The sequence below is a fragment of the Lentzea sp. NPDC051838 genome (genome assembly GCF_040681245.1).
In the GTDB taxonomy this organism is placed as follows: domain Bacteria; phylum Actinomycetota; class Actinomycetes; order Mycobacteriales; family Pseudonocardiaceae; genus Lentzea.
On record NZ_JBFAYI010000006.1, the window covers coordinates 227783 to 245557 of the forward strand.

14 protein-coding genes are annotated in these 17775 nt (G+C 69.1%); 8 read left to right on the forward strand and 6 right to left on the reverse strand.

The window, feature by feature from the left end; all coding sequences use genetic code 11:
- Positions 1-34: 34 nt before the first annotated feature.
- A complete protein-coding gene (locus AB0M24_RS16985; RefSeq protein WP_363767663.1) occupies positions 35-2074 on the forward strand; it encodes a hypothetical protein in 2040 nt (679 codons plus the stop codon).
- Positions 2075-2156: 82 nt separating this feature from the next.
- Positions 2157-2645 carry a hypothetical protein gene (locus tag AB0M24_RS16990; protein ID WP_363767666.1) on the forward strand — a complete coding sequence of 163 codons (489 nt, stop codon included), beginning with the start codon at positions 2157-2159 and terminating at the stop codon, positions 2643-2645.
- Here the strand turns inward: AB0M24_RS16990 and AB0M24_RS16995 are convergent.
- From AB0M24_RS16995 to AB0M24_RS17015, 5 genes are all read right to left on the reverse strand, one after another.
- Positions 2614-3330, reverse strand: a complete 717-nt coding sequence (locus AB0M24_RS16995; protein WP_363768270.1) for a BTAD domain-containing putative transcriptional regulator — start codon at positions 3328-3330, stop codon at positions 2614-2616. The genes AB0M24_RS16990 and AB0M24_RS16995 overlap by 32 nt on opposite strands.
- Before the next feature lie 63 nt (positions 3331-3393).
- Positions 3394-5766: a hypothetical protein gene (locus tag AB0M24_RS17000; protein ID WP_363767669.1), complete on the reverse strand. Its 2373-nt coding sequence runs from the start codon at positions 5764-5766 to the stop codon at positions 3394-3396.
- Positions 5763-6587 carry a carbohydrate ABC transporter permease gene (locus tag AB0M24_RS17005; protein WP_363767672.1) on the reverse strand — a complete coding sequence of 275 codons (825 nt, stop codon included), beginning with the start codon at positions 6585-6587 and terminating at the stop codon, positions 5763-5765. The genes AB0M24_RS17000 and AB0M24_RS17005 overlap by 4 nt, the downstream gene beginning before the upstream one ends.
- Entirely contained in the window at positions 6584-7444 is an 861-nt protein-coding gene (locus tag AB0M24_RS17010) for a sugar ABC transporter permease (protein WP_363767675.1), read from the reverse strand. Before AB0M24_RS17010 ends, AB0M24_RS17005 begins: the two co-directional genes overlap by 4 nt.
- Positions 7441-8685 carry an extracellular solute-binding protein gene (locus AB0M24_RS17015; RefSeq protein WP_363767678.1) on the reverse strand — a complete coding sequence of 415 codons (1245 nt, stop codon included), beginning with the start codon at positions 8683-8685 and terminating at the stop codon, positions 7441-7443. The genes AB0M24_RS17010 and AB0M24_RS17015 overlap by 4 nt, the downstream gene beginning before the upstream one ends.
- A gap of 153 nt (positions 8686-8838) precedes the next feature.
- Between AB0M24_RS17015 and AB0M24_RS17020 the strand changes: the two genes are divergently transcribed.
- The 4 genes from AB0M24_RS17020 to AB0M24_RS17035 are packed head-to-tail and all read left to right on the forward strand — an operon-like array spanning position 8839 to position 12680.
- A complete protein-coding gene (locus AB0M24_RS17020) occupies positions 8839-11163 on the forward strand; it encodes a glycoside hydrolase family 3 C-terminal domain-containing protein (RefSeq protein WP_363767681.1) in 2325 nt (774 codons plus the stop codon).
- An 8-nt stretch (positions 11164-11171) separates the two neighbouring features.
- On the forward strand, positions 11172-11816 hold the full coding sequence (locus tag AB0M24_RS17025; protein ID WP_363767684.1) for a helix-turn-helix domain-containing protein: 645 nt from the start codon (positions 11172-11174) through the stop codon (positions 11814-11816).
- Positions 11817-11820: 4 nt separating this feature from the next.
- Complete coding sequence (locus AB0M24_RS17030; RefSeq protein ID WP_363767687.1) at positions 11821-12366, forward strand: hypothetical protein; 546 nt, start codon at positions 11821-11823, stop codon at positions 12364-12366.
- A gap of 29 nt (positions 12367-12395) precedes the next feature.
- Positions 12396-12680, forward strand: coding sequence for a PASTA domain-containing protein (locus tag AB0M24_RS17035; protein WP_363767690.1), 285 nt, complete (start codon positions 12396-12398; stop codon positions 12678-12680).
- On the opposite strand, the gene AB0M24_RS17040 is transcribed toward AB0M24_RS17035, so the two are convergent.
- Positions 12655-13959 (reverse strand): nucleobase:cation symporter-2 family protein, encoded by a 1305-nt coding sequence (locus AB0M24_RS17040; protein ID WP_363767693.1) that lies wholly within the window; start codon positions 13957-13959, stop codon positions 12655-12657. The genes AB0M24_RS17035 and AB0M24_RS17040 overlap by 26 nt on opposite strands.
- 78 nt (positions 13960-14037) lie before the next feature.
- On the opposite strand from AB0M24_RS17040, the gene AB0M24_RS17045 reads away from it, so the two are divergent.
- Together AB0M24_RS17045 and AB0M24_RS17050 are read left to right on the forward strand one after the other, a co-directional pair.
- Positions 14038-14760: a DUF2071 domain-containing protein gene (locus tag AB0M24_RS17045; RefSeq protein ID WP_363767696.1), complete on the forward strand. Its 723-nt coding sequence runs from the start codon at positions 14038-14040 to the stop codon at positions 14758-14760.
- A 280-nt stretch (positions 14761-15040) separates the two neighbouring features.
- Positions 15041-17722, forward strand: coding sequence for a BTAD domain-containing putative transcriptional regulator (locus tag AB0M24_RS17050; protein ID WP_363767699.1), 2682 nt, complete (start codon positions 15041-15043; stop codon positions 17720-17722).
- Positions 17723-17775 lie beyond the last annotated feature (53 nt).

Genomic DNA, 17775 nt, shown 5'->3' on the forward strand with positions numbered 1-17775 from the left:
TACGTGGCGTGTGCCAGCCTCCACTTAATTCCTCGTGGAGGCGGCATTCGAACGGGCGAAGCAGGGGGCCGGACAGTTCTTCCTGGTCGAGGAGCACGACCAGGCACGGGCCGTGGAGCTCGCCCGCGCACACGGGTTCGCGGTCGTCTGGGCGAGCTGCCAGGCGGACACACCCGCGTACTGGCGCAACGTCGTGGGTGCTCTGGCTAGCACACCGGCGTTGGTCCTGGTCGACGACACCGACGAGCAGCTCACCCGGTTTGTCGTCAGGAGCCTGCCCGTGCTGCCGCTCGTCCTCGTCGTCACCACCAAGGCCGATCTGGTCACTCGTGCCCACACCGCGCTGGAGCAGGGCCGGATCACCGAGGCGCGGGACCTGCTCGACCAGGCCGCGCGCGACGGCCACCCGGAGGCCGCACTGGGGCTGCAGGGCATGTGGGTCAACAAGTTCCGCGGCCGGGCCGACCGCGCGCTCGCGATCTCCCGGCTGCGGGACGCGCTGGCGACCGACCCGTCCGAACCCCTGCGCACCCGGCTGGTCACGCGCCTCGCGGCCGAGCACGCATACCACCGGCGCGAGAGCGAGCCCGTGCTGGAAGCGTTGGAACACGCGAGAACCACCGGTGACCCGCTGACGATCGCCGAGGCGTTGTCGTTGGCGCATCACGCTTTGTGGTCTCCCCAGCACGTCGTCGCCCGGCTCGGCCTCACCGCCGAGCTGATCGAGGTGGCGTCCGCGGCCGGGCTGGACCTGCTGGCGCTCAGCGGGTTGTGCCGGCGCACCCAGGACCTTTTCTGCCTGGGTGATCCGCACGCGGAACGGTCGCAGGTCGAGCTGGCCGAACGGGCGGCCGGACATCCGGGCCTGATGTTCTTCCACGCGGCCATGGACGTCATGCGCACGATCCGCGCCGGACGGTTCGCCGCGGCGGAGCAGAAAGCCGGACTCTGCCTGAAGCTCGGGCTCGACCTGGGTGACGTGGACGCCGAGACGTTCCACAGCACGCACTTCTTCGCGATCCGCTGGATGCAGGGGCACGGCCGTGAGCTGGTCGACCTCGCCGAGACGGTCACGCAGTCGCCCACGCTCCCCGATCTGGAGTTCACCTTCGAGGCGGCGCACGCACTGCTGGCGATGGAGGCCGGGCAGCCCGACCGCGCGCGGGCCGCGTTGCAGCGGATGACCATCAACGGCCTGGCCGCGGTTCCGTTGACCAGCAACTGGCTCACGTGCATGTTCTCCGTCGTGCACGTGGCCGCCGGGCTCGAGGAGTCCGAGATCGCCCGCGAGGCCTACCACCTCCTGGAACCGTTCGCGGACCTGCCGGTCGTGCCGGCCACCGCCGTGGTCTGCTTCGGCTCGACGGAACTGTTGCTGGGCATGGCGGCCAGGACGTTCGGCGACCACGACCTCGCGGCCGCGCACCTGGAACGCGCGGTCACCACTAACATCCGGTTGGGCAACCGGCCGATGACCGCGTACGCCCGCGCTCAGCTCGCCCAGGTCGTGGCCGGCGACCGCGCGCGGGACCTGCTGGACCTGGCTGTCGCGGACGCGGCCGAGATGGGCATGACCGACCGCGTCGCGCAGTGGACCCGGCCGGATCGCATCTCGTTCCGGCGTGAGGGCAGCCTGTGGGTCGTGTCCCGGCGCAGCACCGAAGTCCGCGTCGAGGACCTCGTCGGCATGCGGTATCTGGCCAGGCTCGTGGCCGCGCCCGGAACCGACATCGCCGCGCTGGAGCTCGTCGGCGGTGAGGACAGCGGCAACCAGCCCGTGCTCGACTCATCGGCGCGCACCGCCTATCTCGCGCGCGTCCGCGACCTCCGCGCCCGAGCCGACGAGGACCCTCGGGCACAGGCCGAGCTGGAGGCATTGCTCGACCACCTGGAACGCGAAACCGGACTCGGCGGACGTACGAGGAACTTCGCCGGACCCGCCGAACGCGCCAGAACCGCGGTGCGCAAGGCGATCCGCCGTGCCATCGACGCGATCGCGGTGACCGAACCGTCCACAGCGGACGCCCTGCGCTCGTCCGTCACCACCGGCTACCGCTGCTCGTACCGGCCCTGACCACCGCGCGGCAGCCGGTTGGCCACCGGCGGTTCGTAGAACTCGTGCAGGCGCCGCAGGAGCGCCGGACACAAGGAGAGCTATGGACAAGAAGAGTTCCTTGCTGCAGCGCCTCGTGCGCTTCGGCGCGATCGGGCTCGCCGCGCTGGGCATGATGACCGTGATGTCGGGCGCGGCCGAGGCGAAGTCGGCGTGCTCGAGCGGCTCCAAGCACGTCATCTGCTTCTCGATCACCCATGTCGGCGGCGACCAGTACGACGTGCACGTGGGCATCGACATCACCATGTCCCAGTCCGACGCGCAGGCGATCATCGACCAGCCCGGCGACCCGATCGACGCGTGGGCCATGGGCGACGACCCGTTCTTCGACAACGCGGAGTTCCGCATCCCGTTGAGCTGGGTCAACGCCTGGGAGGGCGGCCTGAGCGCCGAGATGGACATCCGGGTGCCGTACGCGGCGCTCGACGAGGACTCGGACGGCGGCGACGAGCTGTTCGCCCGCGTGCGGTTGTTCGACCAGCGCACGTCGACCAGAACGTTCACGTCGAGAACGCTTTCGAGCCCGTTCTAGACAGCACCACGGCTTCCCGGCGGCGCAACGCGTCGCCGGGTTCCATGCCGAACTCCTCGATCATGAGCGTCCGCACCCGCCGGTAGGTCCGCAGCGCGTCACCCGGCCTGCCCGCCCGTTGCTGCGCGTCCATCAGCAGGTCCCACAACGACTCCCGCAACGGATACAGCGCCACCAGCCGTTCCAGTTGCCCGATAGCTTCGGCGTAGCGGCCTTGGAGGCACAGCGCCGCCGCGTGGTTCTCCTCGGCGGACGCCACCGCCTCCCGCAACCTGATGATCTCCGCGCTCGCCCACCCCTCGACCGGGCAGTCCGCGAGCGGCTCACCCCGGTACAGCCGCAGAGCCGCCTGGTAGTCACCGCGTCGGACGTGCTCGTCGAACTCCTCGACGTCGACCACGACCTGTGTGACGTCGAGCAGGTAGCCGGGTTCTCTGGTCAGGATCACGCCGTCCACACCGAGTGCCTTGCGAACCTTCGCGATGTGGCCCTGCAACGTCTTCGTCGCCGTCGGCGGCACGTCCTCGCCCCACAGCCCGTCCACCAGCGCCGACCGCGACACCATCTTGCCGGTCCGCAGCGCCAGCAACGCGAACACCGCGCGTCTTCGTGCTCCCGTGAAGTGGACCTGGCCGTTCGGTCCGTGCACTTCCAGCGGCCCGAGCAGCCGCACCTCGACCTTCATCACGATTCCCCTCCCCTTGGACGCAGGAAGAGGCGTGCCACGGGTGTGCCGTGGCGTGGCACATCACCCGAAGTCGAGCTTGACCAGCGGGTTGTCGAGGTGGAGGTCGCCCAGCGGGACGACCGAGCCGTTCCGCGTGAACGGCAGGTCCCAGTGCAGCGACAGCCCGCGGTAGTCGACACCGTCGGCGCAGAACGACGGCTCGCCCAGCGCGGCGCAGAACTCGTCGAACGAGCCGCTGCCGACCGTGCACACCCACGCCCGTCCGCCCAGAACCTCCTGGAACGCGTTCGGGCCCGTCTTCACCACCTGGCAACCGCCGTCGGTCGTGACCGCGACGAACCCGTTGCCACGACGTCCGGCGAGCCAGCCGCCGACCGCGCGCCACTCGTCCATGGTCGACATCGGGAACCAGGCGTGCGTCCGGTCGGTTCGGTGCACTGCCAGCACGACATCCCGGTACTGCCGCACGCGTGGCAACACCCGATGACCTGCCCACGCGTTGGGCCGTGCGGAGGAGTGCGTCGCGTCGTTGGCCGGGTGGGTGGCGTAGATCTGGGTCTCCGGGCCGAGCACCGCGCCCCAGACGTGTTCCTGCAGCCCGGGAAGCCCGGCTCGGTAGTCCTGGACGCTCGACAGCAGCACGTCCGACGTCTTGTACACCACCAGATGCGACTCGTAGGCGCGTTCCAGCAGGTCGTGGTGCAGCCGGTACTGGCCGCGGTAGTGCTGGAAGCCGAGCCACTCCTCGGGCAGTTCAGCGGCCCGCTTGACGTGGTCTGGGAGCACGTACTTCCTGCTGGTGGCCAGTACGGTCGCGGGCAGCACGGCGGTGTTCAACGCACCGACTCCCCAGCACAGCCACGAGATCGGCGCGGTCTCCTCCAGCCTCGCGCTGCGCTGGGTGTGCACGTACGACCTGCCGTGCGCGCACCCGTGGATGCCCCGCCACGAGTTCGTGGCCAGCGTGAACAACGTCTTGTCGAGCAACCTCCTGGCCAGATCGGCGATCTCCGCGTCGTCGCAGAACTCCACCAAAGTCGTCAACGCCAGCACGTCCACGGCCAGGTAGGCGTTGGAGTCGAACTCGCTGTACCCGGCGGCGAGCTTGCGCACCAGCCACTCCCGCGCCAACTCACGCCCATGTTCCTGGTGCTTGGAACCGGTCCAACCCGTGTTGGCGAACGTCTCGTCCGCGAACAGCTGCCCGGCCAGCAGTTCCGCGGTGTGCCAGACGAACTGGTGGTTCTCGGTGAAGTAGCACATCGCGTCGAGGCCGGGCTGGTCGATCCAGTACTTGAACCCCAGCAACGCGTCCCGCACCAGCTCCCGCGACTCCGGTACGCGATGCCACAGGTGCAGCAACCCGACCGCCTCGAAGTCGGCGCAGTCGGCGCGGTTCTCGATCATCCAGAACGACCGCGCCACCCGCACCGGCCGGAACACGTGCTTCGAGTCCAACTCCTGTGCCGCAAGCTCCGCGGCACACCCGGTCGCCGCCGCCGCGTGGTCGAGCAGCTCCCGACGCCACTCGTCGCGCTTGCCGACCGGCTCACCGCGGTACTCCGGCACCAGGCACACCGGGAACTCGCGGAACTGGTCCCCGATCGACACCCGGACGATCCGCTCGCCGGTGCTCAGCATCGACGCCGCGTCGGCTTGGTCGGACGACTCGACGGTGAGCGGCACGACCGCCCGCCCGTCGACAAGCGTCACCTCGCGCTCCATCTCTCCACAGTGGACTTGAACCTTGACATCCGGCCCGATCAACTCCACCTCGGGCTCGGTGATGCCCCACTTGGGTGTGCCGACGGCGTTCAGCAACCGATCAACGTGCTCGTCGCCGTCGTGTCCCGGAATCACGACTCGGACCGGCAGCCCCGCCACCCGCAACCGCAGAATCTGGCGGCACTCGCGAAACCCGACCTGCCAGCTCGCGATCACGACCTCGGAGATCCCCGACGGCAACCACACGCGAACGTCGTGCTCAGCGGGTTCCATGTACGTGACCTGCTCGGTCCGCAACACACAGGACCCGTTGACGTACACCAGAACAGGCCCGGTACTGGCGACTTTCAACGTCCGCCACTCCGCCTGGTCGACCTCGAACGCCGTGCCCGCCAGCGCGATCCGCTTCTGCGGCGTGAAGCAGAACTCGCTGAAGTCGACCAGCCCGTCCGCCGCCGCGCGCACCCGTCGCCACGTCTCCCCCGCGACCACAGCCGGTGGCGGCTCCTCGACCAGCGGATCCCGGCGGTACAGCAGCTCTTTGAACGGCGTCACGTCCGGGCCGTTCGTCAGCACCCACCGCCCGCCCGGCCCCCACGGCGAGCCCGAGGCGTCCAGCACGTCGTCGAGTTCCAACGGCGTCGGCCACGGTCCGGCGACCAGCCAGTCCCGCACCCCGCCGAGTTCGTCCAGCTCGTGCGTGCTCATTTGAACCCCGTCTGTGCGATGCCTTTGACGATGTGCCGCTGGGTGAGCAGGAAGACGATGATCACCGGCAGCATGCTGACCACGGACATCGCCAGGATGTAGTTGAAGGGCACGACTTCCTCGCTGTTGAACTGCGCCAACGCGACGGGCAGCGTGTAGAGGTCCTGCGACTGGGCGATCACCAGCGGCCACAGGAAGTCGTTCCACCGCCAGATCACGGAGAAGATCGTCACGACCGCCAGCGCGGGCCGGCACAACGGCAGGATCAGCCTCAGGAAGATCCGGAACTCACCGGCGCCGTCCATCCGCGCGGCCTCGACCAGCTCGTCCGGAATCGTCAGCATGTACTGCCGCAACAGGAACACGCCGGTCGGTGTCGCGGCCGGTGGGATGATCATGCCGAGCAACGAGTTCGTCATCCCGAGCTGCGAGGCGACCTGCTGCAACGGGATGAGGATGATCTGCAGCGGGATCATGATCGTGCCGAGCGTGACCAGGAACAGCAGGTCGCGGCCGCGGAAGTTGTACTTCGCCAGCGCGTAGGCGGCCATCGAGTTGATCGCGAGCGTTAAAACCGTTGCCGACACCGTGACGACGAGGCTGTTGCGCAGGTAGATGGTGAAGTCGAAGCGGGACAACGCCTCGGTGTAGTTGTCGAGCGCAAACGTCTGCGGCAGCAGCGCGGGCGGGCGCGCGGCCAGTTCCGTGCGGTCCTTGAACGACGACAGCGCCGTCCACACCACGGGCGCCAGGAACAGCAGCGTCAACGCGATCAGCCCGGCGTACGTGAGGACCCGGCCGGTGGTCGGCGGGCGCCTCACACCGCTTCCCTTCTGCGCGCGTACAGGAAGTTCAGCATCGTCAGCGCGAAGATCGTCACGAACAGGACGACCGACCCGGCCGCCGCGAGTCCGTACCGGATCGGCGAACGGAACGCGTGCTCGTAGACGTACTGGACCATCAGCGTGGTGGCGCCCAGCGGCCCGCCGCCGGTCAGCGTGTAGATGAAGTCGAACGCCTGGAACCCGGCGATCAACGACAAGATCACCACCACAAGTGTGGTGGGCCGCAACAGGGGTAGCGTCACGAACCGGAACCGCTGCCAAGCGCTCGCGCCGTCCAGCCGCGCCGCCTCGTAGTAGGAGCCGTCGATGCCCTGCAGCCCGGCCATCATGATCAGCGTGTAGAACCCGACGTGCGTCCACACGCCGACGAACACGGTCACAGCGAGCGCGAGCCTGCCGTCGATCAGCCACGGGATGTCCGCGCCGAGCATCGAGTTCAGCGCACCCGCCCGGCGTTCCAGGATCCAGCCCCACAGCAACCCGACCACGACCGGCGAGAGCAGGACGGGCAGGAAGAACACCGCGCGGAAGAACCCTCGCGCGCGAATCGGTTGCGTCAACAGCAACGCCAACCCGGCAGCGCCCGCCGTGCACAGCACGACGAACGCCAGCACGAAGATCACCGAAGCACGCGCGGCCGTCCAGAACTCGGCGTCACCGAACAGGTTTCCGTAGTTGTCCACGCCGACCGGGCGGAACGTGCGGCCGTTGTTGCTGTCGTAGCCGCTGACCACGAACCCGTTGATCGCCGGGTAGATGATGAACACGCCGAAGATCAGCATGTTCGGGGCGATGAACAGGTACGGGGCGAGCCGCTGGTTCCACGGCTTCACCTGAGGTTCTTCTCGGCCGCCGCCCGGATGTTCGTGACGGCCTGGTCAGGGCTTTCCTGACCGGCGATGACCGCCGCGAGCTCCTTCACCACCGTGGTCGCGGTCGGCGAGAAACCGGGACTGTAGGTGCTGGCGAACCCGGCCTTGTCCGTGCGTTTCACGTCGGCGAGGAACGTCGCCATGTCCTCCGCGCGGTTCGGGTACTGGACACCTGACGCGATCAGGTCCTTGCGAGTGGGCAGGAACTGGGCTTCCTTCGCGTACTTCTCCTGCGCGGCACGGGAGTTCATGAACGCGACGAACTTCGCGGCCAGCTGCGGGTTCGCGCTCTGCTTGGTGGCGGCCATGAACTTGCCACCGGGATACCCGCCGCAGCGTTCGGCGCACGGGTTCGGCATCGCGGCCCACCGGAACTTCGCGACCTTGGTGAACTGGCTGACCTGCCAGTTGCCGCTGACGCACACGGGTGCGTCGCCGGCCAGGAAGATGTCGATGGCGCCCTTGTACTTCGTGCCGGACTCCAGCCAGAAGTCCTTGGACATCAGGCCCTGCTGGTGCAACTCGGCGAACTGCCTGATGGCGGCGGAGGCTTTCGCCGCGTCCAGTTCGACACCGTTCGCACCGAACAGGTTGGTGCCGAACTGGTTGAGCATGCCGGAGAACCGGTGGCCCGACTTGTCGTAGGCGAGGGCGAACGCGGTCCCGTTGGCCTGCTGCACCTTGCGCGCGTTCGCGATCAGCTCGTCCCAGGTCCAGGGCTGCGACGGGGGCGTGACACCGGCTTTCGCGAACATGTCGAGGTTGACGAACGGCCCGTTCATCGTGAGGTCGCTGGGCACCGCGAGCAACGAGCCGCCGGGACCGCTGATGTAGTCCCGTGCCTCGTCCATGAACTGGGCGCCGATGTCCTGGCCGTTCGCCTTGAGGTCGAGCAACGCGTCGCGGTACCCGGTCAGCGTGTCGGTCCGGAACACGTCCGGGGCGTTGTTGCTGGCGATGCGACCCTGCAGCTGCTGGCTCAGCTCGGAGAACGGGATGATCTGCAGCTCGACGGTCGCCCCGGTCTCCTGCTCGAAGTCCTTGATCAGGGCTCTCGTGACCTGCTCGTCGGGACCGTCGGTGAAGTAGAGGTACGTGAGGTGGTTCTGCGCTGAGGAGTTCGTCCCGCTGTCGTTGGTTCCGGGAGCGCAGGCCGCCAGCAGCAGCGCCGCTCCCACGATCATCTTCCGGTTGAAGCGCATCGGTGAGCTCCACTCGCCGGCGACGGAAAGCGCTTACCCACCTCGACCTTAGCGCCCTTACCTCGGACTTAAATATAACCACCCGATAACGACAGCATCACGGCCACATATACCGACCGACCACACGGTCGGGACTTCTGGTGTGCTGAAGACATGGACATCGAGAAGGCGATCGCGAGCCTGGACCTGCCGCGCAAGGTGCGACTGCTGACGGGGTCCGCGCTCTTCGCCCTGTGGCCGGAGCCTGCGATCGGACTGGCGTCGCTCAAGCTCTCCGACGGCCCGACCGGTGTCCGCGGCGCCGAGCTCAGGGGCGGAACGATCGCCTGCGTGCTGCCGAACGCGACGCTGCTCGCCCAGCACTGGGACGTCGACCTGGCCCACGAGGTCGGGTCACTGCTCGCCGACGAGGCCGCCGCCCAGCAGGTGCACGTCCTGCTCGGCCCGACGATCAACCTGCACCGCACCCCGCTCGGCGGCCGGCTCTTCGAGGCCTACAGCGAGGACCCGCTGCTCACCGGCGTGCTCGCTGCCGCGTACGTGCGCGGCTTGCAGGACAAGGGCATCGCGGCGACGCCGAAGCACTACGTGGCCAACGAGTCCGAGACCGAACGGCGCACGGCCAGCTCCGAGCTCGACGCGAAGACGATGCGCGAGGTGTACCTGCTGCCATTCGAGATCGTCGTCGAGGACGCCGCGCCGTGGGCGATCATGGCCGCCTACAACAAGGTCAACGGCGTTCCCGCGACCGAGCACGTGGACCTGGTCGAGGGCGTGCTGAAGGGCGAGTGGGGCTTCGACGGCCTGGTCATGTCCGACTGGTTCGCCGCGCAGTCCACCGCCGAGAGCGCGAACGGCGGGCTGGACCTCGTGATGCCCGGTCCCGGCGGACCGTGGGAGGACGCGCTCGTCGCGGCCGTCGAGGCGGGCGAGGTCCCCGAACGAGTCGTCGACGACCACCTGCGCCGGTTGCTGCTGCTCGCCGAGCGGGTCGGCGCGTTCGGCGAGCGCTCGTGGCCGGAGGACATTCCCGCACCGGACAGTGCGACCAGGCGTGAGCAGCTGCGGAGGTTCGCGGCGGGCGGCATGACGGTTCTGAAGAACGACGGCGTGCTGCCGCTGCAGGACTCCCAGGTCGCGCTGATCGGCCGGCACGCGATCGACACCGTCGCCCAGGGCGGCGGTTCGGCCGGACTGCGGCCACCGCACGTCATCAGCATCGCCGACGGCCTGACGTCGCTGCTGGGCGACCGAGTGTCCGTTGTGGACGGTGTGGAGGTGAGGCAGCGGTACGCCGCTCCGGGTCCTGGTGTGCTGCGCGACATCCGTGCCACGACGTTCGACGCGGCGGGCGAGGTGCTGGCGTCACGGGAGATGGAGATCGCCGAGCTCGCGGCGTACGGCGGATGGGCGCAGGGTGCCGCGTCAATCGAGGTGTCCGGCGAGGTCGTGCTGGACGAGCCGGTCAGGATGCTGGTCGGGGTGCGCGGGTTCGGCGACTGGACGCTCGAGGTCGCCGGTGAGCAGCACGCCACGCGGCTGGCGTGGGCGGACGGCATCGTGGAAGAAGCGCTGCTGAAGCCGCCGTTCTGGACGACCGAGGTGCTCGTGTCCCCCGGCGACCGGATCACCGCTCGGGTGCGCGAGGCCGCCGCGCTGGTCGGGCTCATCGCCCAGCCGGTCCCCCGCTCCCCCGCCGACGTCATCGGTGCCGCGGTGCGGGCCGCGCGCCAGGCGGACGTCGCGGTGGTGGTCGTCGGCCTCACCGACGAGCAGGAGACCGAGGGGTTCGACAAGACGACGCTCGCGTTGCCGGGCGAACAGGACGCCCTGGTCGCGGCGGTGGCAGCGGCCGCGAAACGCACGGTGGTCGTGGTGAACGCGGCGACACCGGTGCTGATGCCCTGGCTCGCCCAGGTCGACGCCGTGCTGTGGGCGGGCCTGCCCGGCCAGGAAGCCGGTGACGCCGTGGCGGCCGCACTGCTCGGCCACGTAGAACCGGCCGGGCGGCTGGTCACCACGTTCCCTCGGGCTGACTCCGGCGCGCTGACCCCGGTACCGGTGAACGGCTCACTGCCCTACACCGAAGGCACCGCGATCGGCTACCGCGGCGCGACCGAGCCGTTGTTCTGGTTCGGCCACGGCCTCGGCTACACGACGTGGGAGTACGGCACGGCATCCGCTTCCGTTGTGGACGGTGTGGTCGACGCGGTGTCGTTGTCGCTCACCAACACCGGCGAACGCTCCAGCCGCGAGGTCGTCCAGGTCTACCTGCGGCCGAAGAACGAACCCGTGCGCCTGATCGGATTCGCGGTCGCCGACGTCGCGGCGGGCGAGACCGCGCGGGTCGAGGTGGCGTGCTCACCGCGCGTGCAACGGATCTGGGCGGACGGCTGGCACCCGTTGCGAGGCGGCGAACTGCTGATCGCCCGCGGTCTGGGCGACGTCCGCGTTACCCTGCGCGTTGATCAGGAGTGAGGTGAGCCGTGTCGTTCCCACCGAAGTACCGGGCCAGGTCGCGGGTCGACATCTCGGGTGAGGAGTCCAGGGCGAAGGCGGTCGCCGTCGCCACCGAGCTGTTCGCCACGTCCGGGTTCCGCGGCACGTCGGTGGCTGCCGTCGCGGCGAGGACCGGGCTCTCGCAGTCCGGTCTGCTGCACCACTTCCCCAGCAAGGCGGCCCTGCTCGCCGCCGTGCTGGAGCAACGCGACCGCGAGGACGGCGACTTCCTCTCCGGCACCACCGACCCGCCACTGGGCTGGGCGGCGTTCGACGCGCTGACGGCCCTGGTCGCGCGCAACTCGACCCGCCCGCAGCTGATCGGCCTGTTCGTCCGTCTGGCCGCAGAGGCCACCGAACCCTCGCACCCGGCCCACTCGTGGATCCGCGAGCACTACGCGGGCACCCGCACCTGGCTCACCGACGCCGTCCACACAGGACAGCAGCGCGGCGAGATCAGCGCGGACGCCCCGGTCGCCACCATCGTGCGCACCACGATCGCGGTGATCGACGGCCTCCAGCAGCAATGGCTGCTCGACCCGGACGAGGTGTCGATGGCGGCGGAGTTCGAGGCGTTCACGCACACCCTCCGCGCCCGCTGGGGAACCACGGGCGCCGCCGAACGTCCTTGAGGTCATGCCACGAGTACTCGTCGTGCTGTGCGCTGCGATCGTGCTGACAGGTGCGATCGCGGTCGCCGTGTTCGGCCGGCCGGGCCCGAGCCTCGATCCGGAACGGGAACAGGCCGTGCGCACCGCGGTCGAGACCCACCTCGAACAGAACCACTGGCAGGGCGTACTGGCGGCGCGGTACGAGGACCAGCGCGTGCTGTGGATCTGCGCGACCGAGGTGATCGAGGCGAACCGGGAGCAGTCCGAGATAGGCATGCGCGTGCTGTGCGACGAGTACGCCGCCATCAACGGAGAACTGCTCTACGGCAGCGGCGAGTCGATGCCCGTGCTCGCGACCGTGACCACACCGCCCGACGCGGTGGCGGTGCTCAGCGTGCGGTCACCTCCGGACGGAGCGGGCAACGCGGAGTGGATCGAGGACCACTTCTCCTGGCTCGGAGTCAAGAAGCTGCACCGGTTCGAGGGCGGCGACCTGCAGGACGAGACGGTCACCAAGGCCCTCAGCGCGTTCGGGCTGCCCGCCGACGCACCTGTTCGCCCGCGCTCCTGACCGGTACCGTTGGTGTCGGGTGAAGTCATGTGACAGTGGTAGTTCCGAACTTCCACGGCAAGCAGGCGCTCGACGCGTGGCTGACAGGCCACGACGCGGGATTGCTCCTGCAGGGTCCTGATCCGGACAGTCCCCATCCCCTCCTCAACGGCGTCGTCGTGGCGCAGCAACCCGCTGCGGGCACGCGCGCCGAACGCTGGGACGTGGTGACCGTGTGGGTCGAGGGCGGTGGCGACGGCAGCGGAGTCCGCGAGCCGCGTCGTCCGCTGCCGGAACGCCGTGAAGCGACTAAGTACTACGACGGGTGTGGTTGAACAACAGGTTCAGCACGAACGCGGTCAGCGCCGCACTCGTGATGGCGCTGCCCGCGATCACCTGTGCCCACGCGGGAAACGACTGGTAGATCTTCGGCGCGACGACCGGGAGCAGGCCGACGCCGATCGTCACCGCGACGATCAGCAGGTTGCCGGAGTTGTCGAAGTCGACCGTGCGCAGAATCGCGATGCCCAGTGCCGCGACGGTCGCGAACATGACCAGCCCGGCCGCGCCGACCACAGGACCGGGCAGGGCGGCGACGATCTCGCCGAGCTTCGGGATCAGGCCCAGCACCACCAGAATCCCGCCGGCCACCGCCGTGACGTACCGGCTGCGCACCTTCGTGATGCCGACCAGGCCGACGTTCTGGCCGAAGTTGGTGTCCAGGAAGCCGTTCATGACACCGCCGAGCACGCCGGAGACACCCTCGGCGGCCAGGCCCCGTGCCAGGTCGCGGGACGTCACCGGGCGCCCGGTCATCTCGCCGACCGCGATCATGGAGGCGGTCGACTCGGTGAAGGTCACCAGCATGACCACGCACATGGAGATCACGGCGGCCAGCGGGAACTGCGGCGCACCGAAGTGGAACGGCTGGGCGATGCCGAGCCACGCGGCGCCACCGACACCGGAGAAGTCGGTCATGCCCAGGAAGATCGCGACCACAGTGCCGCCGATGAGCCCGATCAGCACACCCAACTGGCCCAGCAGTCCGCGCGCGAACCGTCCGACGAGCACGATCACCAGCACGATCCCGAACGCCAGCGCGAGCTTCTTCCCGGACGCGTAGTCGGGTGCGGACTCGAACCCGGTGATCAGCCCGGCTCCTACCCCGATCAGCGACAACCCGATCACCGTGATCACCGACCCGGTCACCACGGGCGGGAAGAACCGCACGGCCCGCGCGAACGGCACCGCGATCAGGATGCCGAACACGCCGGCCGCGAGCATCGAGCCGTAGACGGCCTGCACGCCGTACTGGCCGGCGATCAGGATCATCGGTGTCACGGCGGTGAACGTCGCTCCGGCCACGACCGGCAGCCGCACGCCCAGGACGTTGCCGATGCCGAGCGCCTGCAGCAGCGTGATCAGGCCCGCCACCAGCAAGTCCGCGTTGACCAGCAGCCCGATGGTGTGGGTGTCGAGACCGGCGGCGGCGCCGAAGACCAGCGGCACGGTGACGCAGCCGGTGTACATGGCGAGGACGTGCTGCAAACCGAGCAACCCGAGCCGCGCGGGTGGCAGCACCTCGTCGACCGGATGCTTCAGGGCGGTGTCCATGGGCTCTTCGTAGACCCTCCACGTCAACGCCGCGTCACGGCCGCGAGAACTCGCCCGCTCAGCGGTACGTTCAGGCGCATGACCGAGCCGGTGACGCCGCTGACACCGCGCCCTGTGCGGTTCGCCGCCGTGGGCCAGTGGTGGCGGGACGTGACGTTCCTCCACTGGGCCGTCGAGCCCGAGCAGGTAGCGGGGTTCCTGCCCAGGGGCACGGTGCCGGACACGCTGAACGGCGTCACGTACATCGGGCTGGTGCCGTTCCGGATGCATCCGATCGGCGGACGGGTCGGGCCGCGGCTGCCGTACATCGGCACGTTCTGCGAGACCAACGTCCGGCTCTACTCGGTAGACGGCGAGGGCAGGCGCGGGGTGGTGTTCCTGTCGCTCGACGCCAGCCGGCTCGTGCCGGTGCTCGGTGCACAGACCAGCGCGCGGCTGCCGTACAAGTGGTCATCGATGCGGCTGAAGCGGGTTGGCGACGTCCTCACCTACACGTCCAAGCGCATCTGGCCAGGGCCGCGGGGCGCGTCCAGTCGGGTCGTCGTCCGGACCGGAAAACCTGTCACACCAGGTGACCTGGAGAGATTCCTGACCGCGCGCTGGGGTTTGCACGTCGCGTGGCACGGAAGAACGATCTACTTGCCCAACGACCACCCGGAGTGGCCGCTGCACGAGGCGGACCTGCTGGACCTGGAAGAGGATCTCGTGGCCGCGTCCGGACTCGAAGCCCCACCAGGGCCGCCGGTCAGCGTGCTGCACTCGCCGGGTGTGCCGGTGCGGTTCGGCGTTCCCCTGACGTAGAAGGGTGGTGGCCCGGTTCAGTCTGGGGGACCTGTCCGGGCCACCGGTCAAGGTGGCCGACGTGCGCGGTGACTTTCACACGCCGGCCAGGTTCTTGGGGGAACCGGACCCGGCAACTGCGCCGACCCCCTGTTCCCGGGTTTTCGGGCCCGGCGGCGCAGGTACCGGATCTGGGTACAAAGGTGCCAGGCGGCGCGCACAGATTTCGCCCAGGCACCGCACAGAGCCGCCTCGGTGCGCGAGGATGGTTCGATCCAAACGTTCGAGGAGAGATGCGCCTGTGGAGTTCCTGTTGCTCGGCCCGCTTTCGGTCAGGCGGACGGGCACACCGCTGGAGCTGGGCGGACCCCGGCAGCGAGCGGTGCTGTCGATGCTGTTGCTGCACGCCAACGAGGCGGTCAGCGTCGCACAGCTCACCGAGGCGGTCTGGGACTCGCCGCCCGTCGCACCCGAGTCGAACCTGCGCACCTATGTGGCCGGGTTGCGCAAAGTCCTCGGGGAACGGCTGATCACCCGGCCCGGTCACGGCTACCAGCTCGCCGTCGAACCCGGTGAGCTCGACCTCGACGCGTTCGACTCGTTGCTGCGCCAGGGCGAGGAGGCCTTGGAGGAGGCCGACGTCGAGGCCGCGGCAGGGTTCTTCGGATCGGCTCTGGCCAGGTGGCACGGCGTTCCGACGGCCGAGCTGAGCGCGGGACCGTTGCTGCGCGCGGAGTTCACGCGTCTGCAGGAACGACGGCTGACGGCGGTCGAGCGGTATGCCAAGGCGGCGCTGGAGCTCGGCCGGTTCGACGACGTGATCGACCGGTTGCGGCGGGAGACGGCGCAGCACCCGTTGCGCGAGGAGTTGTGGGCACAGCTGATGCTCGCTCTCGATCGCTCCGGCCGTCGCACCGAAGCACTGGAAGCCTATGCGGCCGTGCGCAAACACGTGGTCGAGCAGGTCGGTGTCGAGCCCGGTGCGCGGTTGCGGCAGCTGCAGCAGGTGATCCTCAAGAGCCGGGTGCCGTCGCACGCCGCGTTGAACGCGCATCGCCAGCTGCCGATGGACATCGCCGAGTTCACCGGGCGCGAGGCGGAGCTGCGCCGGTTGTGCGAGCCGGGGCCGCAGACCACCGTGGTGATCTCCGCGATCGAGGGCATGGCGGGGGTCGGCAAGACGAAACTGGCTGTGCGGGCGGCGCATCAGCTCGTCTCGCGGTATCCGGATGTCCAGCTGTGGGCCGATCTGCACGGGTTCGACGCGGACGAGCTGCCCGCCGATCCCGCCGCGGTGCTGGAAAGCTTCCTGCGCCTGCTCGGGGTGCCGGGCGGCCAGATCCCGGAGTCGCTGGAGGCACGGGCCGCGCTGTACCGCGACCGGCTGGCGGGCAAACGGGCGTTGGTGCTGCTGGACAACGCGGCCGGCGAGGACCAGGTGCGGCCGTTGCTGCCGGGCAGCGCGTCGTGCCTCGTGCTGATCACCAGCCGCCGCACGTTGCTCCGGTTGGACGGGGTGTCCTCGCTCTTCCTGGACGTGTTCACGCCCGGCGAGGCTGTCGCGTTGCTCTCGCGGATCGCCGGTGCCGACCGGATCGACGCTGATCGTGAGGCAGCTGTTCGGGTCGCGGACCTGTGCGGGCATCTGCCGATCGCGGTCGCGTTGGCGGCGAAACGACTCGCCCGCCGTCCACAGTGGACCGTGCTGGACCTGGTGGCGCAGCTCGAACGGGGTGGTGCCGGCGCGCGAGGCGTCTTCGACCTCTCCTACCAGGCACTCCCCGACAACCAGCGACGATTATTCAGACTGCTCGGACTCCACCCCGGCGAGGACTTCACCGCCGAGTCCGCCGCCGCGCTCGCCGGGCTGACCGCGTACGAGACGGAAGACCTGCTGGAGACGTTGCTCGACGAGCATCTGCTGCAGCAGCACACTCCTGGGCGCTACGGGCTGCACGATCTGTTGCGCGCCTATGCGGTTGAGCAGGTCATGGCCGCGGAACCGCCGCCTGCCAGGGACTTGGCGCGGCGGCGGGTGCTGGACTGGTACGTGCACACGTCGTGGCACGCCGAGCTGCAGCTCAACCCCGTGCGGAAGCTGGAGGTCGGCCCGGCGGACCCGGCCGTGCACCCGCGCACGTTCGCCGACCGGGACGCGGCTTTGCTGTGGTGCGACACGGAACGCGCGAACCTGGTGGCGGCGGTGCGGGACGCGGCCGAGCACGGGCTGGCGGAGCAGTGCTGGAACCTGGCTCAATGCCTGTGGGACTTCTTCAACCTGCGCAAGCACTGGACTGATTGGATAGACACGCATAGCGTCGCGCTGGCCGCCGCTCGTTCCGTTGGTGATCGCAGTGCCGAAGGTCGGATGCTGATCACCCTGGGCATCGGGCTGCGCGAGATTCGGCGTCACGACGAGGCGATCGAGTGCTACCAGCAGGCGTTGGCGATCTTCCGCGCGATCGGGGACAGGTCGCGCCAGGAACCGACGTTGAACAACCTCGGCATCGCGTACATGGTGCAGGGACGGGTCGACGACGCGCTGTCGTGCTACGAGCAGTCGGCTGAAATCGCCCGTGAGCTGGGGAATCTGCACTCGGAAGCCGTGACGCTGAACAACATCGGGCTGCTGCACGCTGATGCCGGTCGTTTCGAACCGGCGCTGGAGCGGTACCTGCGGGCGTTGGAGATCCGGCAGGAGATCAAGGACCCTTACAGCGAGGCGATCCTGCTCAACAACATCGGCGAGGTGTATCGGGGACTGCTGGACTTCCCCGAGGCCGTGTCGTACGTCGACCGGGCGCTGGAGACGTTCCGGGCGATCGGCGACCTCTACGGGCAGGCCGAGTCGCTGGACAACCTCGGGCTGGCGCTGGACGGGCTCGGTGACCGGCGCGGCGCGGAGAAGTGCTGGCTGGAGTCCGCGACGTTGTTCGAGGAGCTGGGCGAACCCAAGGCCGACGAGGTGCGCGGCCGGTTGTAGCCGCCGCGATCAAGCAGAGCGCGATCCGTGCCGTATCGCGCTTTGCGAGCCTG

What these genes read in the sequence shown, in the direction of transcription:
- AB0M24_RS17015 (WP_363767678.1), bottom strand. Translation starts at nt 8,685, where the DNA reads ATGCGCTTCAACCGGAAGATGATCGTGGGAGCGGCGCTGCTGCTGGCG.
- AB0M24_RS17000 (WP_363767669.1), bottom strand. Translation starts at nt 5,766, where the DNA reads ATGAGCACGCACGAGCTGGACGAACTCGGCGGGGTGCGGGACTGGCTG.
- AB0M24_RS16990 (WP_363767666.1), top strand. Translation starts at nt 2,157, where the DNA reads ATGGACAAGAAGAGTTCCTTGCTGCAGCGCCTCGTGCGCTTCGGCGCG.
- AB0M24_RS16995 (WP_363768270.1), bottom strand. Translation starts at nt 3,330, where the DNA reads ATGAAGGTCGAGGTGCGGCTGCTCGGGCCGCTGGAAGTGCACGGACCG.
- AB0M24_RS17030 (WP_363767687.1), top strand. Translation starts at nt 11,821, where the DNA reads ATGCCACGAGTACTCGTCGTGCTGTGCGCTGCGATCGTGCTGACAGGT.
- AB0M24_RS17020 (WP_363767681.1), top strand. Translation starts at nt 8,839, where the DNA reads ATGGACATCGAGAAGGCGATCGCGAGCCTGGACCTGCCGCGCAAGGTG.
- AB0M24_RS17040 (WP_363767693.1), bottom strand. Translation starts at nt 13,959, where the DNA reads ATGGACACCGCCCTGAAGCATCCGGTCGACGAGGTGCTGCCACCCGCG.
- AB0M24_RS17045 (WP_363767696.1), top strand. Translation starts at nt 14,038, where the DNA reads ATGACCGAGCCGGTGACGCCGCTGACACCGCGCCCTGTGCGGTTCGCC.